Source organism: Quadrisphaera sp. KR29, assembly GCF_052644995.1.
Window position 1 is genome coordinate 25,695 of the sequence record NZ_JBQXXG010000014.1, and the last position, 14,230, is coordinate 39,924.

16 protein-coding genes are annotated in these 14,230 nt (G+C 77.2%); 13 read left to right on the forward strand and 3 right to left on the reverse strand.

Annotated elements, in window-relative coordinates; all coding sequences use genetic code 11:
* Positions 1-38: 38 nt before the first annotated feature.
* A complete protein-coding gene (locus ACUN9U_RS13300; RefSeq protein WP_445485477.1) occupies positions 39-281 on the forward strand; it encodes a hypothetical protein in 243 nt (80 codons plus the stop codon).
* Positions 187-1,143: an alpha/beta hydrolase gene (locus tag ACUN9U_RS13305; protein ID WP_445485478.1), complete on the forward strand. Its 957-nt coding sequence runs from the start codon at positions 187-189 to the stop codon at positions 1,141-1,143. The genes ACUN9U_RS13300 and ACUN9U_RS13305 overlap by 95 nt, the downstream gene beginning before the upstream one ends.
* On the opposite strand, the gene ACUN9U_RS13310 is transcribed toward ACUN9U_RS13305, so the two are convergent.
* Entirely contained in the window at positions 1,104-2,057 is a 954-nt protein-coding gene (locus ACUN9U_RS13310) for a DUF4349 domain-containing protein (protein ID WP_445485479.1), read from the reverse strand. The genes ACUN9U_RS13305 and ACUN9U_RS13310 overlap by 40 nt on opposite strands.
* Before the next feature lie 162 nt (positions 2,058-2,219).
* Here ACUN9U_RS13310 and ACUN9U_RS13315 point away from each other — a divergent pair, with 162 nt between their 5' ends.
* Complete coding sequence (locus ACUN9U_RS13315) at positions 2,220-2,969, forward strand: ZIP family metal transporter (RefSeq protein WP_445485480.1); 750 nt, start codon at positions 2,220-2,222, stop codon at positions 2,967-2,969.
* 31 nt (positions 2,970-3,000) lie between these two features.
* On the opposite strand, the gene ACUN9U_RS13320 is transcribed toward ACUN9U_RS13315, so the two are convergent.
* Positions 3,001-3,603: an isochorismatase family protein gene (locus ACUN9U_RS13320; protein ID WP_445485481.1), complete on the reverse strand. Its 603-nt coding sequence runs from the start codon at positions 3,601-3,603 to the stop codon at positions 3,001-3,003.
* Between the two features lie 143 nt (positions 3,604-3,746).
* Here ACUN9U_RS13320 and ACUN9U_RS13325 point away from each other — a divergent pair, with 143 nt between their 5' ends.
* The 10 genes from ACUN9U_RS13325 (at position 3,747) to ACUN9U_RS13370 (ending at position 13,839) form a co-directional block, all read left to right on the forward strand.
* Positions 3,747-6,140: a phosphoketolase family protein gene (locus ACUN9U_RS13325; RefSeq protein WP_445485557.1), complete on the forward strand. Its 2,394-nt coding sequence runs from the start codon at positions 3,747-3,749 to the stop codon at positions 6,138-6,140.
* Between the two features lie 144 nt (positions 6,141-6,284).
* A complete protein-coding gene (locus ACUN9U_RS13330; protein ID WP_445485482.1) occupies positions 6,285-7,775 on the forward strand; it encodes a diguanylate cyclase domain-containing protein in 1,491 nt (496 codons plus the stop codon).
* Positions 7,772-8,113, forward strand: a complete 342-nt coding sequence (locus tag ACUN9U_RS13335) for a VanZ family protein (RefSeq protein ID WP_445485483.1) — start codon at positions 7,772-7,774, stop codon at positions 8,111-8,113. Before ACUN9U_RS13330 ends, ACUN9U_RS13335 begins: the two co-directional genes overlap by 4 nt.
* A gap of 50 nt (positions 8,114-8,163) precedes the next feature.
* On the forward strand, positions 8,164-8,712 hold the full coding sequence (locus tag ACUN9U_RS13340) for a YqgE/AlgH family protein (protein WP_445485558.1): 549 nt from the start codon (positions 8,164-8,166) through the stop codon (positions 8,710-8,712).
* A 35-nt stretch (positions 8,713-8,747) separates the two neighbouring features.
* A complete protein-coding gene (locus ACUN9U_RS13345) occupies positions 8,748-9,086 on the forward strand; it encodes a DUF3039 domain-containing protein (RefSeq protein ID WP_445485484.1) in 339 nt (112 codons plus the stop codon).
* On the forward strand, positions 9,083-10,546 hold the full coding sequence (locus tag ACUN9U_RS13350; protein WP_445485485.1) for an MFS transporter: 1,464 nt from the start codon (positions 9,083-9,085) through the stop codon (positions 10,544-10,546). The genes ACUN9U_RS13345 and ACUN9U_RS13350 overlap by 4 nt, the downstream gene beginning before the upstream one ends.
* 113 nt (positions 10,547-10,659) lie before the next feature.
* Positions 10,660-12,456 (forward strand): DEAD/DEAH box helicase, encoded by a 1,797-nt coding sequence (locus tag ACUN9U_RS13355; RefSeq protein ID WP_445485559.1) that lies wholly within the window; start codon positions 10,660-10,662, stop codon positions 12,454-12,456.
* A gap of 77 nt (positions 12,457-12,533) precedes the next feature.
* Positions 12,534-12,965: a hypothetical protein gene (locus ACUN9U_RS13360; protein ID WP_445485486.1), complete on the forward strand. Its 432-nt coding sequence runs from the start codon at positions 12,534-12,536 to the stop codon at positions 12,963-12,965.
* Positions 12,962-13,309, forward strand: coding sequence for a winged helix-turn-helix domain-containing protein (locus tag ACUN9U_RS13365; protein ID WP_445485487.1), 348 nt, complete (start codon positions 12,962-12,964; stop codon positions 13,307-13,309). Before ACUN9U_RS13360 ends, ACUN9U_RS13365 begins: the two co-directional genes overlap by 4 nt.
* Positions 13,310-13,341: 32 nt before the next feature.
* Positions 13,342-13,839, forward strand: coding sequence for an SRPBCC family protein (locus ACUN9U_RS13370; protein WP_445485488.1), 498 nt, complete (start codon positions 13,342-13,344; stop codon positions 13,837-13,839).
* Here the strand turns inward: ACUN9U_RS13370 and ACUN9U_RS13375 are convergent.
* The gene (locus ACUN9U_RS13375; RefSeq protein WP_445485489.1) at positions 13,829-14,209 is read right to left on the reverse strand and encodes an SdpI family protein; all 381 of its coding nucleotides are present in this window, start codon (positions 14,207-14,209) and stop codon (positions 13,829-13,831) included. The two genes, ACUN9U_RS13370 and ACUN9U_RS13375, sit on opposite strands and share 11 nt — an antisense overlap.
* Between the last annotated feature and the right edge of the window lie 21 nt (positions 14,210-14,230).

Here is a 14,230-nt window from a genome sequence, read left to right on the forward strand (position 1 = left end):
CCCGGCGCGGCTCCCGCAGCGGACGCACCATGGTCGAGATGGCCCAGGACGCGCTGCCGGACGCCGTGCTGCAGCAGCTGCACGAGCGCAGCGACCTGCTGGGCTCGTGGTGGCCCGCGGCCGCGCTGGCGGGCCTGGCCCTGGCCCTGGTGGCGCTCGGGGTGCTGCGGCGCCGCGGTGGTGGCCGTGGTCGCCGCCCTCGCCGCCGGCCTCAACGCCTGGACCGGGTACCTGCCCTCGGCGCAGGCGGTGCAGACCTACGCCAGCGGCCGGGTGCCTGACACCGACGGCGCGGTCGTGCAGGTCTCCGTGCCGCTGCGCCCGGGCTCCGGCCTGCGGCCCAGCCGGACCTGGGTCTACACCCCGCCCGGCTACGACCCGGCGGGCGGCGTGCGCTACCCGGTGGTCTACCTCCTCCACGGCGAGCCGGGCTCCTCGGCGGACTGGTTCTCGGCCGGCGACGTGGCCCGCACCGCGGACGTGCTCATCGGCGACCACCTCATCCCGCCGGTCCTGCTGGTGGCGCCGGACCTCACCGCCCCCGGCACCGACGACACCGAGTGCCTCGACAGCACCCGCCCCGGCGGCCCCCAGGTCGAGACGCACGTGGAGGACGTCGTCGCCTGGGTCGACGCCCACTACGCCACGCAGCCCGACCCGGCGCACCGCGTGGTCGCGGGCATGTCGATGGGCGGCTACTGCGCCGTCGACCAGGGCCTGCGGCACCAGGACCTGTACGGCGCGATCATCGGCCTGGAGGCGTTCAGCGGCCCCGGCCCGGGCGGTGAGGCGGCCCTCACCTCCGAAGCGCAGGTCCGCGCCGTGTCCCCGGACCACTACCTGCCCGGGCTGAGGATGACCAGGAGCACCCCCGTCTTCCTCGACACCGCCGAGGACGGCGACCCCACCTCCGCCCGCGAGACCGACCGCCTGGTGCAGCAGCTGCGCGCCAAGGGGCTGCCGGTGCACCACGCCGTGGAACCGGGCCAGCAGCACGACTGGGACTTCGCGGCGATCGGCATCGCGCACGGGCTGGTGTGGACGTTCGGGCAGCTGGGACTGGCGCCCACCGGCCCGCCGGCCAGCCCGGACGGCGGGGCCCCTCAGGCCGCGTCGTCGGGACCCGCCGGGGCCACCGGCTGAGGGCGGCGGCGCAGCCGGCCCGCGGCCCGTGCGGCGCCGACCACGGCGGCCGCCAGCAGGCCCGCGGCCGCCAGCCACGGCAGCAGCACCCCGGCCACGACCAGCGCCGCGCCCAGCGCCGCGACCAGGGATCGCCACCCGGCCCCCAGGCCGTCGGCGAAGTCGCTGGGCCCCGCCACCGGCGGCGCGGCGCGGCCCGTCACGGCCAGGTGCAGGGTGGCCATCTGCACCTGGCCGGCCAGCAGCGCGCGCTGCTGCACGAGGGAGTCGAGCTCGGCCTGGCGCTGGGTCAGGGCGCTCTCCGCGGCCACCACCTGCTCGGTGCTGGCCGCCCCCGCCAGCAGCGCGGTGAGCCTGTCGGTGGAGGTCCGCAGCGCCGCGATCCGCGCGTCGAGGTCGGTGGCCTGCGCCGTGACGTCGGTGGCGGTGACGCTGACGTCGCTGACCGCCCCGAACTGCTGCAGCCCCTCCACGGTGGTGCTCAGCCGGTCGGCCGGCACCCGCAGGACCAGCGCCGCGGAGGCCGGGCCGTCCTCGGGGGTCTGCACCGAGCGCTCCTCGACGCGGCCGCCCGCGCCCTCGACCAGCACGGCGATCCGGCCGGCGGTGCTGGCGACGTCCTCGGCGACCAGGCTCGCCGACGCCGTGGTGATCACCTGGCGGGCCGTGTCGGCCACCAGCCCGGCGCCGCCGCCCGCGGCCGGGGCGGCCGAGGGCGCAGCAGCCGCGTCCGCGGCGCCGCCACCAGCAGCGCTGCCGGCGGCACCGCGGTCGGCGGCCGCACCGGCACCGCCACCACCCGCCTCGGCGGAGCTCGCCGAGCCGCCGCTGCTCGCGGTGCACCCGGACAGGGCGATGACGGCGGCAGCGCCGAGCGCCACCGCAGCGGACAGGGGAGTGCTGCGCCTGGTCATGCCCGCCAGACGCCGCCCGCTCCCCGCCGCGTTGCAGCCGCCCACGGGTCGTGACGCGATCGTGACCAGCGCCGACGAGCGCTCGGGCCGGGGCCCGCCTAGCGTCTGCGCGGGTCGTTGCTCGAGCACACGGGCGCTGGGTCGCGTGACGGGAGCGGTGCGGTGCCGGTGTGGCTGGAGGCGGGCGGCTGGGGCCTGGTGGGCGGTCTGGCCCTGGTGCTGGGCGCAGCCGTGGCGTGGTTCGTGCGGGTCCCCCGCTGGGTGGTGGCCTCGGTCATGGCCTTCGGCGCCGGCGTGCTCATCTCCGCCCTGGCCTTCGAGCTGGTCGACGAGGCGGAGCGCTCCGGCGGCCTGGCGGCGACCGTGGGCGGCTTCCTGGGCGGGGCCGTCGTCTACGTCGCGGCCAACGCCGTCCTGGCGAGGCTCGGGGCCCGTCACCGCAAGCGCTCCGGGGACCAGCAGCCCAGCGAGGACGAGGACTCCGGCAGCGGAGCCGCCATCGCCGTCGGCGCGCTGCTGGACGGCGTGCCGGAGTCGGTGGTGCTGGGCCTGTCGCTGCTCAGCGGTGGCGGGGTGGGCGTGGGCGTCCTGGCCGCCGTGTTCATCTCCAACGTCCCCGAGGGCCTGTCGAGCGCGGCGGGCATGAAGCGCGCCGGGCGCAGCGCCCGCTACGTGTTCGGGGTGTGGGGCGGCATCGCGCTGGCCAGCGGGCTGGCGGCGATGCTGGGGGTGCTGCTGCTCGACGGCGCGTCCGACCAGCTCGTGGCCGTGATCACCGCGGTCGCCGCGGGCGCCATCCTGGCGATGCTGGCCGACACGATGGTGCCGGAGGCCTTCGAGCGCACCCACCTGCTCACCGGGCTCATCACCGCGCTCGGCTTCCTGTCAGCCTTCGCCATCTCCCGCGCCTGAGGACCGCCGGGCCGACGGGGCCCGGTGCTCCTCAGCGCACCTTCACGCCGGCGGAGCGCATCTCGCTGACCGCGCGCTCGTCGTCGCCGTCGGCCAGCTGCACGAACCGGGTCAGCGCCAGCGGCACCTCCACCTCCAGCCCGCGGGCGGCGCCGTCCAGGGCGGTGGCCCTGACGCAGTAGTCGCCGGCGAGCCCGACGACCACGATGCGCCGCACCCCGTGGGCGTCGAGCAGGTCGCCCAGCACGGTGGCCTCGCGGCGCCCGGAGGCCAGGTCGAGCTCGGAGAAGCCGGAGTAGCCGTCCTCGGCGCCGGTGCCCTTGCGCACCCGCGGTGCGCCCTCGGGGACGACCAGGTCCGGGTGCAGGTCCGCGCCCGGGGTGCCGGCCACGCAGTGCACCGGCCAGGTCCCGCCGTCGGCGGCGAAGTGGGGGGTGTGCTCGGGGTGCCAGTCCTGCGTGAACACCACCGGGGAGCCCGCGGCCACCGCGGCCTCCACCTCCGCGTTCACCAGCGGCACGACCTGCTCGCCGCCGGCGACGTACAGCGACCCGCCGGGGTCGGCGAAGTCGACCTGGACGTCCACCACCACCAGCGCGGTGCCCGGCCCGTACGCGGAGCGCTCCTGTGCCACAGCACCAGCCTGGCGCACCAGGGCCGAGCGGTCACGCGGTGGACGCCCTCCGGACGGCGTGAGAACACCCGGCAGGGGGTAGTCCTGTGGACGTGACCGACCTCGCCACGCGCCCCGCCGTGCCCGTCGTCCCCGGCGGCGACCTGGTCCCCGACGTCCTGGACGCCGAGGCCCTGGCCGCCGTCGACCACTGGTGGCGGGCTGCCAACTACCTGTCCGTCGGCCAGATCTACCTGCAGGCGGACCCGCTGCTGCGCGAGCCGCTGAGCGCCGACCACGTCAAAGCGCGCCTGCTGGGGCACTGGGGCACCACCCCGGGCCTGAACTTCGTGTGGAGCCACGTCAACCGCGCCATCCGGGACCGCGACACGCAGGCGCTGTTCGTGGCCGGCCCCGGCCACGGCGGTCCGTCGGTGGTGGCCAACGCCTGGCTGGAGGGGGCCTGGACGGAGGCCTACCCCGACGTCGACCAGACCGAGGAGGGGATGCGACGGCTGTTCAAGCAGTTCTCCTTCCCCGGCGGCATCCCCAGCCACGCGGCGGCCGACGTGCCCGGCTCGATCCACGAGGGCGGTGAGCTGGGGTACGCCCTCGTGCACGCCACCGGCGCCGTCTTCGACGACCCCGACCTCGTGGCCGTGTGCGTCATCGGCGACGGGGAGGCCGAGACCGGTCCGCTGGCGGCCTCCTGGCACGCCAACAAGTTCCTCGACGCCGCCCGCGACGGCGCGGTGCTGCCGGTGCTCCACCTGAACGGCTACAAGATCGCCAACCCGACCGTGCTGGCCCGGATGGACGACGAGGAGCTCGAGCAGTACCTGCGGGGCACCGGCTGGGAGCCGCTGTGGGTCTCCGGTCCCGGCGACGGCGAGGACGCCACCGCCGTCCACCAGCGCATGGCGCAGGCCCTGGACACGGCGCTGGACCGCATCGCGGAGAACCAGCGCGCCGCCCGCGAGCACGCCGCCGCCCACGACGGCGACCCGGGCGACCGCCCCCGCTGGCCCGCCCTGGTGCTGCGCACCCCCAAGGGCTGGACCGGCCCGCTCGAGGTCGACGGCCAGCCGGTGGCCGGCACGTGGCGCGCCCACCAGGTGCCGCTGAGCGAGGTGCGCTCCGACGAGGGCCACCGCGCGCAGCTGCGCGAGTGGCTGGAGAGCTACCGGGCCGCCGAGCTGTTCGACCCCACCGGCGCGCCGACGGCGGCGGTGCTGGCCAACCGCCCCCGCGACGAGCGACGCATGAGCGCCAGCCCGCGCACCAACGGCGGGCTGGTCAAGAAGCCGCTGCGCCTGCCCGACTTCCGCGGCTACGGCGTGGACGTGCCGCGGCCGGGGGAGCAGATGCACAGCCCCACCACCGTCTTCGGGGACTGGCTGCGCGACGTCATGGCCGCCAACCCCGAGACGTTCCGCCTCTTCGGCCCCGACGAGGTGGCCAGCAACCGCCTGCAGGCCGTCTTCGACGTCACCGACCGCCAGCTGGCCGACGGGCCGCTGGAGGGCGACAGCCACGTCCAGCGGAACGGGCGCGTCATGGAGGTGCTGTCCGAGCACCTGTGCCAGGGCTGGCTGGAGGGCTACCTGCTCACCGGGCGCCACGGGCTGTTCACCAGCTACGAGGCGTTCATCCACATCGTCGACTCGATGGTCAACCAGCACGCCAAGTGGCTCAAGACCACGCGCGCGCTGCCCTGGAGGCGCCCGCTCGCCTCGCTGAACTACCTGCTCAGCTCCCACGTGTGGCGCCAGGACCACAACGGCTTCTCCCACCAGGACCCCGGCTTCATCGACCACGTGGTCACCAAGAAGGCGGAGATCACGCGGGTGTACCTGCCGCCGGACGCCAACACCCTGCTCTCGACCATGGACCACGTGCTGCGCAGCGAGCACTACGTCAACGTCGTCGTCGCCGGCAAGCAGCAGGCGCTGGACTACCTGACCATGGACGAGGCGGTGGCCCACTGCACCCGCGGCCTGGGCCGGTGGGCGTGGGCCTCCAGCGACGACGGCGTCGAGCCCGACGTGGTCATCGCCTGCGCCGGCGACATCCCCACCCAGGAGGCGCTCGCGGCCACCGCGATCCTGCGGCGGCGCCTGCCGGACCTGCGGGTGCGCTTCGTCAACGTGGTCGACCTCATGCGGCTGCAGCCGGCCTCGGAGCACCCCCACGGCATGCCCGACCGCGAGTACGACGCGCTGTTCACCACCGACAGGCCGGTGCTGTTCGCCTTCCACGGCTACCCGACGCTGGTGCACCGCCTCACCTACCGGCGCACCGGCCACCACAACCTCCACGTGCGCGGCTTCATCGAGGAGGGCACCACGACCACGCCCTTCGACATGGTCCACCGCAACGACCTGGACAGGTTCCGGCTCGTCATGGACGTCATCGACAGGGTGCCGGGGCTGGGGGTCAGGCACGCCGGGCTGCGCCAGGAGATGGCCGACGCCCGCCTGGCCGCCCGTGCCCACGCCTACGAGACCGGGGAGGACCCCGAGGAGATCAGCGGCTTCCGGTGGGACCCCTCGCTCTGACACGTGGTGACCTATGGTGACCAGGTGGTTGCTCTGCGTCCCGGGAGAGTGCCTGGCGGCCGCGCGGTGCCCGTGACCTGCGAGATACTCCCGGACCGGGGGGCGGCCAGCGGTGCCGCCGCGGTCGAGGGGCAGGAGGCCGGCGTGCACGGGAGCACTGGTCCCGGGGGCTCCGCCACCGCCCTGGCCGCCGCCGTCGGCGCCGACGACGCCCTCCTGCTGCGCCCCGGAGGGCAGGAGGGCCGCTGGCACCACGTGGCGGGCCTCGGCGCCGGGGCCCCCGACGGGCGCGCCTGGGCCGGGACCGACCACCTGCTGGTGCGCGCCCTGCGCAGCGGCGCGGTGGTGAGGGTCCTCTCCGTCGAGCCCGCGCACGTCGCCGCCGGCTACCGCGCCTCCACCGCCGCCGTGGTGGCGCTCGGTGGCGGCGACGTCGTGGTCCTCGGCTCCGCGACGCGCAGCGAGCGCCTGCTCGCGAGCACCGACGAGGACGTGCGCGAGGCCGCCGGACGGCTCGCGACCGCCCTCGGGTCCACCCCCGGAGGTGTCCTCGAGCCCGCACCGGGCACGGGCGGGCCGGGGGCCGACGGGTCGCTCGAGGGCCCGGTGGTCGACGAGCTGCGCGCCCTGCACGCGGTGCAGGAGCTGACCGGGGCGCTGCGGCGCCCGCCCGCCGAGGCCGTCGAGCGGGTGGCGCGCGTCCTCCTGGACGCCCTCGGCTGCCGGCTGGCGGCCGTCTGGCTCGACGACGGTCCCGCCGCCGTGGTCCGCAGCCCCGGACCGGAGGCCGACGGGCCCGCCGGCCGCAGCGCCCTGGAGGTGGCCGCGGACACCGACGTGCTGGCCGCCGCGCGCGCCGCCGTGGCCGCGACAGGGCAGGGGGGCTCCCCGCCGGGCGCCCCCCTGCGCCCCGAGGACGGCGCCGTCGCCGCGCTGGTCCTGCCGCTGGGAGGCGCTGAGCACCCCGGCGGCCCCTCCGGCGGCGTGCTCGCGGTGCGCGCGGGCCGCGGCGCCCAGCCGTTCAGCCCGCTGCGCCGCCGCGTCGCCACCCAGCTCGTGCACACCGCCGGCACGGTCATGGCCGTCGTGCTGGCCCGCCAGACCGTGGAGCAGCAGCTGTCCGACACCCGGCTGCAGCTGGGCCGCGACGCGCTGACCGACGTCGGCAGCCGCCACCGCTGGGACTCCGAGCTGGCCGCGGCCCAGGACCTGGTCGACGCCGGGGTGCCCGTCGCCGTCGCCCTGCTGGACCTCGACGACCTCAAGCTGGTCAACGACGCCCACGGCCACGCCGCCGGCGACGAGCTGCTGCGCACGTGCGGCGCGGCGCTGCGGGCGTGCCTGCGCGACAGCTCCGACGTCGTGGCGCGGGTGGGCGGGGACGAGTTCGCGGTGCTGGTCCCCCGCGTCGGCGACGTCGGCGCGCTGGTGGCGCGGCTGCGCGCCGGCGTGGAGGCGGCCCGCACCGCCGACGGGCTGCCGCTGCGGGTCTCGGTCGGCGCCGCCCGCGCCGAGCCCGGCCGCACGGTGGCCGAGGCGGTGGCCGCCGCGGACGCGGCCATGTACCAGGACAAGCGCCGGCGCCGCGCCGAGCGGGCCCGCTCGGGCCCTGCCGGCGGCCCCGCCGGCCGGTGAGGGCGCGCCTGCTGCTGGCCGCCGCGGTGCTCGTGCAGCTGGGGGTCCTCTACGCCCCCCGGGCTCCCGCCACCGACCAGCTGCCCCTGGTCGGGCCGGTGCTGGACAAGGCCGTCCACCTGGCCGTCTTCGCCGCCGTGGCGTGGGCGGGGCGCAGGGCGGGGGTCCCGGTGGCGCTGCTCGCGGGGCTGCTGCTGGCCCACGCCGTGGTCTCCGAGCTGCTGCAGCACTGGGTGCTGCCGGCGCGCAGCGGCGACCCGCTGGACGCCGTGGCCGATGCCGCCGGGGTGCTCGTGGGGCTGCTGCTCGCGCAGCGACGGGGCAGACTGGTCGCGTGACGCTCGGCAGGGGCGAGGAGAGGGCCGGCACCGGCCTCGACGGGTGGTCGATGACCGGCCGCCTCCTCGTGGCCACGCCCGCGCTCACCGGGGAGGAGTTCCGCCGCAGCGTCGTCCTGCTCCTGGACCACACCGCCGACGGCGGCGCCTTCGGGGTGGTCGTCAACCGGCCGACGACGACGGCCGTCGACGCGGTGCTCCCCGACTGGCAGCCCTTCACCACCGCCCCCGGCCAGCTCTTCCGCGGCGGGCCGGTGGGGCTGGACAGCGCCCTGGGGCTCGTGCGGGCCCCCGGGGACGGCGCCGAGCCGCTCGGGGTGCGCCGGATCGTGGGCTCGGTGGGCGTGGTCGACCTGGACGCCCCGCCGGAGGTCGTCGCGCCCGCGGTGGCGGGCCTGCGCATCTTCGCGGGGTACGCCGGCTGGAGCGCCGGGCAGCTGGAGGAGGAGGTGGCCGAGGGCTCCTGGTACGTCGTCGACGGGGAGGCCGGCGACGCCTTCACCGCCTCGCCCCACCGCCTGTGGGAGGCGGTGCTGCGCCGCCAGGGCGGCCGGCTGGCGTGGGTGGCCTCCTACCCCTCCGACCCCTCCCTCAACTGACCCCCCGGCCGCCGCCACGACGTACGCTGTCGGCCATGAGCGAGCCGCTGTCGGACCCCAGCGCCAGCCCCGCGACGGCGGACCCGCGGACCTCCTCCTCGGGCACCGCGCTGCTCGACCGCCAGCTGGTCGAGCAGCCGGTCGAGCCCGGTGACCACGAGCGCTACGCCCACTACGTGCGCAAGGAGAAGGTGCTCGAGTCGGCGCTCACCGGTGAGCCCGTGATCGCGCTGTGCGGGAAGGTCTGGGTGCCGGGACGGGACCCGAACAAGTTCCCGGTGTGCCCCATGTGCAAGGAGGTCATCGAGGGCATGCGCTCCCGCGAGGGCGGCTCCGGCAAGGGGTCGGGCGAGGGCTCCGGCGCGGGGGAGTGATCCGCGGCGAGCTGCGGGTCGCGCTCGCCGGCATCGTCGCGCTGGTCACGCTGGTCGCCTTCGAGGCGATGGCGGTCAGCACGGCCATGCCCGTGGTCGCCGACGAGCTCGGCGGCCTGAGGCGCTACGGCCTGGCCTTCTCCCTCTTCCTCACCGCCAGCCTGCTCGGCACGGTGCTGGCCGGCGGCTGGGCCGACGCCCGCGGACCGCGCGCCCCCGTGGTGGCGGGGCTGCTCGCGTTCGCCGGGGGCCTGGTGGTGTGCGCCACCGCGCCCACGTTCACGGTGCTGCTGGTCGGGCGAGCCGTCTCGGGGCTCGGCGGCGGCCTGCTCGTGGTGTCGCTGTACGCCGTGGTGGGCGCGGTCTTCGACGACGCCGTCCGCCCGCGCGTGTTCGCCTGGATCAGCTCGGCGTGGGTGCTCCCCGCCGTCGTCGGCCCGCTCGCGGCGGGCTGGCTGGCCACCGCGTGGAGCTGGCGCACGGTGTTCGGCCTCGTCGCGCCGCTGGCGGTGGTCGTCGGCGCGGTGCTCCTCCCGCGGCTGTGGCACCTGGGCGCCCCGGCGCCCGACGACGGGGCGCCGCAGCGCGAGGGCCTGCTCAGCCAGCGCGCCCGGGCCCTGCGCGGACTGGGCGTGGCCGCCGGCGCGGGCCTGGCGCAGGCGGGTGCGGCCGAGCTCGTGCCGCTGCGGGCGCTGCCGGTGGTGACCGTGCTGGTGGGCGTGGCCGCCGTGCTGGTCGCCCTCCCGGCGCTCCTGCCGGAGGGGACGCTGCGCGCGGAGCGCGGGCTGCCCAGCGTCATCGCCGTGCGCGGCCTCATGACGGCCGGCTTCTTCGGCGCGGAGTCGTACGTGCCGCTCATGCTGGTGCTCGAGCGCGGGCTGCCGGTCACCCTGGCCGGCCTGGCGCTCACGGGCGCCGCCCTGGGCTGGACCCTGGGCTCCGCGCTGCAGGGCCGGCAGGGGCTGCGGACTGACAGGTCGCGGCTCATGGCGGTCGGCGGGCTGCTCGTCGCCTGCGCGGTGGGGCTGCTCGTGCTGCCCTCGCTGCACCTCCTGCCCGGGATGGCCGTGCTCGGCGTGTGGGCCGTGGGCGGCCTGGGCATGGGCCTGACGCTGTCGAGCACCAGCGTGCTGACGCTGTCGATGAGCCCGCCCGACCTGCGCGGGCGCCACAGCGCCGCGCTGCAGCTGTCCGACGCCCTCGGCGCCGTGCTGGGCATCGGGGTGGCCGGAGCGGTCTTCGCGGCACGGCTGGGGGCCGCGCCCGACCTCCACGGCGACCTGGCCGGTGCGGGCTCCGGTCCCAGCGCGGACGGCGGCGCGACGTTCGCGCTGGTCTTCGGCGGGCTGTCGCTGGTGGGCGTGCTGGCGGCCGCGGTCGCGCTGCGGGTGCGACCCGCGGGCGGCTGGCCGAACCGCCCCGCGGCGGACGGGGCAGCGGCTAGCGTGGCCGGGCCGTGAGTTCCTCCCCGCTCCAGCGAGCCCGCAGAAGCGCCTCCGCGCACGTGTCCGCGGAGGCCTCCGACGACCTCTTCGCGCCGACGCCCGACGAGCACGCGGGTGACTCCGGCGCGGTGGTCGGGCCAGTGGAGTCCCACGGCGGACGGCCGCTGCGCGCCTGGCAGTCCGAGGCGCTGGGGCGCTACGAGGTCGCCCGGCCGACCGACTACCTGGTCACGGCGACGCCGGGCGCCGGAAAGACGACGTTCGCCCTGACGCTGGCCTCGCGGCTGCTGGCGCGCCGGGAGGTGGCGCGCGTCGTCGTCGTCGCCCCCACCGACCACCTGCGCACCCAGTGGGCCGAGGCCGCCGACGCCGCGGGCGTCGTGCTGGACCCCACGCTCACCAACGCCGTCGGGCCGGTGCGCGCGGGCACGAAGGGGTACGTCACCACGTACGCGCAGGTGGCGGGCAAGCCCGCGCTGCACGCCGCGCGCTGCACCGCCGCCAAGACGCTCGTCATCCTCGACGAGGTGCACCACGCCGGTGACGGCCTGAGCTGGGGCGAGGCGGCCGAGGAGGCCTTCGGGCGGGCAGCGCGCCGCCTGTGCCTGACGGGGACGCCGTTCCGCACCAAGCCGGGGGAGCGGATCCCCTTCGTGCGCTACTCCGAGGTGCCCGACGGGGAGCCCGGCGAGCTGCGCAGCGCCGCCGACTACACCTACGGCTACCGCGAGGCGCTGCGCGACGGCGTGGTCCGCCCGGTGGTGTTCGCGGCGTACACGGGCACCGCGCGCTGGCGCAACAGCGCCGGGGAGGTCATCGCCGCCTCGCTGAGCGAGCCGAGCACGAAGAGCGTCGAGGCGACCGCCTGGAAGACGGTGCTCGACCCCAAGGGCCAGTGGGTGCCGCACGTCATCGCCGCCGTCGACGAGCGCATCACGCACCTGCGCGCGCACGGCATGCCCGACGCCGCGGGCCTGGTGCTGGCCAGCGACCAGGACGACGCCCGCGCCTACGCCGCCATCGTCAAGAAGGTCACCGGCCAGGCGCCGGAGCTGATCCTGTCCGACGACCCCGCGGCGTCCAAGAAGATCGAGAGGTTCGGCGCCGGGACCAAGCGCATCGCGGTCTGCGTGCGCATGGTCTCCGAGGGCGTCGACGTGCCCCGCGCCGCGGTGCTGGCCTGGATGACCAGCTACCGCACGCCGCTGTTCTTCGCCCAGGCGGTGGGGCGCGTGGTCCGCAGCCGCGGCCCCCACGAGGCTGCCACGGTGTTCCTGCCGGCGGTGAGGCCGCTGCTGACGCTGGCCGCCTCGATGGAGGAGGAGCGCAACCACGTCATCCCGCCGCCGGCGGAGGCCAGCGAGGACCTCGACCCGCTGCCGCCGCGCGAGCGCGCCGCGGGGGAGACCCGCGAGTGGCGCGCGCTGGACGCCGACGCCCAGTTCGCGCACGTGCTGCACGGTGGCCGGGCCGTGCTCGCCGGGACGGCCCCCGAGGCCCTGTCGGAGGAGGACGGCGAGCACCTGGGCCTGCTGGCCGGGATGCTCACGCCCGAGCAGACCGCCCACCTGCTCTCCCAGCGCGACGAGGAGCACCGCCGCGCCGCGGCCGCCGCCGCCGTGCAGGACGACCTGTTCGGCGCCCTCGGCGACGACGACGGCGGGCGCAGCGGTCGCGCCGGCGCCGCCGGGGCCGACCACCGGGCAGGGCGGTTCGAGCCCGACGAGGGCCAGGCCGGCTGGCGCGCCGCCGCGGAGCTGCGCCGCGAGGTGAACCAGCTGGTGGCGCGGGTGGCCTCGCGCTCCGGCGAGCCGCACGCCCGGGTGCACGTGGCGCTGCGCAGGGCGGTCCCGGGGCCGGCGTCGGCGTCGGCGTCGGTGGAGGTGCTGGAGGCGCGCCGGGACTTCCTGCTCGCCCAGCTCTGAGCTCCGCCGGCGCGCCCTGCACGCGGCCGGGCGGAAAGCACTTGCCGAACTGGAAAGCACTTGCCACACTGTCGTCCATGAGCGAGCACGCGCACGTCACGGCAGACCAGGCACGCACCGCGCTGTCGGGCGCCGACGCCGCACGCCGCGGGCTCGCTGCGAGGGGCCGGTGGCTGGCCGCCTACTTCGCGGTCTTCGCGGCGGGCAGCGCCGCCGTCGTCGCCCTCATCGGGCTGGGGGGCGGGCTCGGCACGAGCCTGGCCCTGGCCGGGTGGCTGGTCCTCGTGGTGGCCGGCGTCGTGTGGGCGACGAGCCGCCCGGTGCGCCTGCGCGGCGAGGGGTGGCTGCACGGGCTCGCGTGGGGCGTGTGGGGAGTCGTCTACGGCCTGGTCCTGGTGCTGGGCCGCCCCCACGCGGGTGAGGCCGCGTACTGGGTGCCGGCAGCCCTGGTCAGCACCCTGCCGCTCCTGGCGGCCGCGCTCGTGGTGCTGCGCCGGTCCCGGCGGTGACCAGCACCGGCGCCGCGGGCGCCCACCCGCGCCACCGGCTCGACGACACGATCCACGCACCGGTGCGGCTGTCGGTGGTCTCGGCCCTGTCCGGCGTCGAGCGCGCGGAGTTCGGCGAGGTGCGCGACGCCGTGGAGGTGTCCGACTCGGTGCTCTCCAAGCAGGTCGCGGTGCTCGAGGCGGCCGGGTACGTCGAGGTGACCAAGGGGCGCGTCGGGAGGCGGCCCCGCACCTGGCTGGCGCTCACGCGCGAGGGGCGCGAGGCGCTGCAGTCGCACCTCGCCGCGCTGCGCGCCCTGCTGGGCGCCGAGCTGGTCGAGCCAGGCCGCCAGCACCACGGCTAGCACGGCGGTCCCGCAGCGCCGACAGTGGTGAGGTGCCGACCATCGAGGCCTCCACCGACCTTCCCGGCGACGTCGCGACCGTGCTCGACGTCTCCCTCGACCTCGACGTCGAGCGCGCCGCCGGGCGGCGCCACCGGGTCCGCCCGGTGCCCGCGGGACCGGGCAGCCGCACCGGCGGGCGCATCGGCGCGGGGGAGCGGGTGCGCTGGTCTCTGCGGCTGTACGGCGTGGTCCCCCTGCGCCACACCACGCAGATCCTCGAGGTGGTGCGGCAGACGCCCGACGGGGGAGCCCGCTTCGTGGACGCCATGGTCTCGGGGGCCTTCTCCAGCTTCCGGCACGAGCACCTCTACGAGCCGCTGCCCGTGGCCCCCGGTGCGCCGCCGCGCACGCGCGCGACGGACCGCATGACCTGGACCAGCCCCCTGGGGCCGCTGGGACGGCTCGCCGACGCCCTCGTCGTGCGGCGCGCGCTGCAGGGGCTGCTGGCCGACCGCAACGCCGAGATCGGGCGCCGGCTCAGCGGCTGAGGGCGCCCCGGGCCGCCGCGTCGGCGCGCACCGCGCCTGCGGCCAGCGCCGCGGCGCCCAGCACCGCCCCGCCCACCACCGCCGCGACGAAGAAGCCGGGCGAGCCGGTGCCCGCGCCGACCACGAGGCCGGCCAGGCCTCCAAGGGCCATCAGGGCGCCGGCGGCCACGGCCCACGGGCGCGCCGCGGCGTGCCCCGCGCGCCAGCCGGCGTCGCTGGCCAGCGTGCCCGGCGTGCGCACGCCCACCCACGCGTTGCGGCGCAGCCGCCCGGAGGCGGCCCGGGCCACCACGTAGGGCACGAGCCCACCGGTGGCCAGCAGGAGGGCGCCCACCAGCACCGCCGCCCACACCGGCACCGAGTCGTCCACCCGCGGAAGGGTACGCGGGGC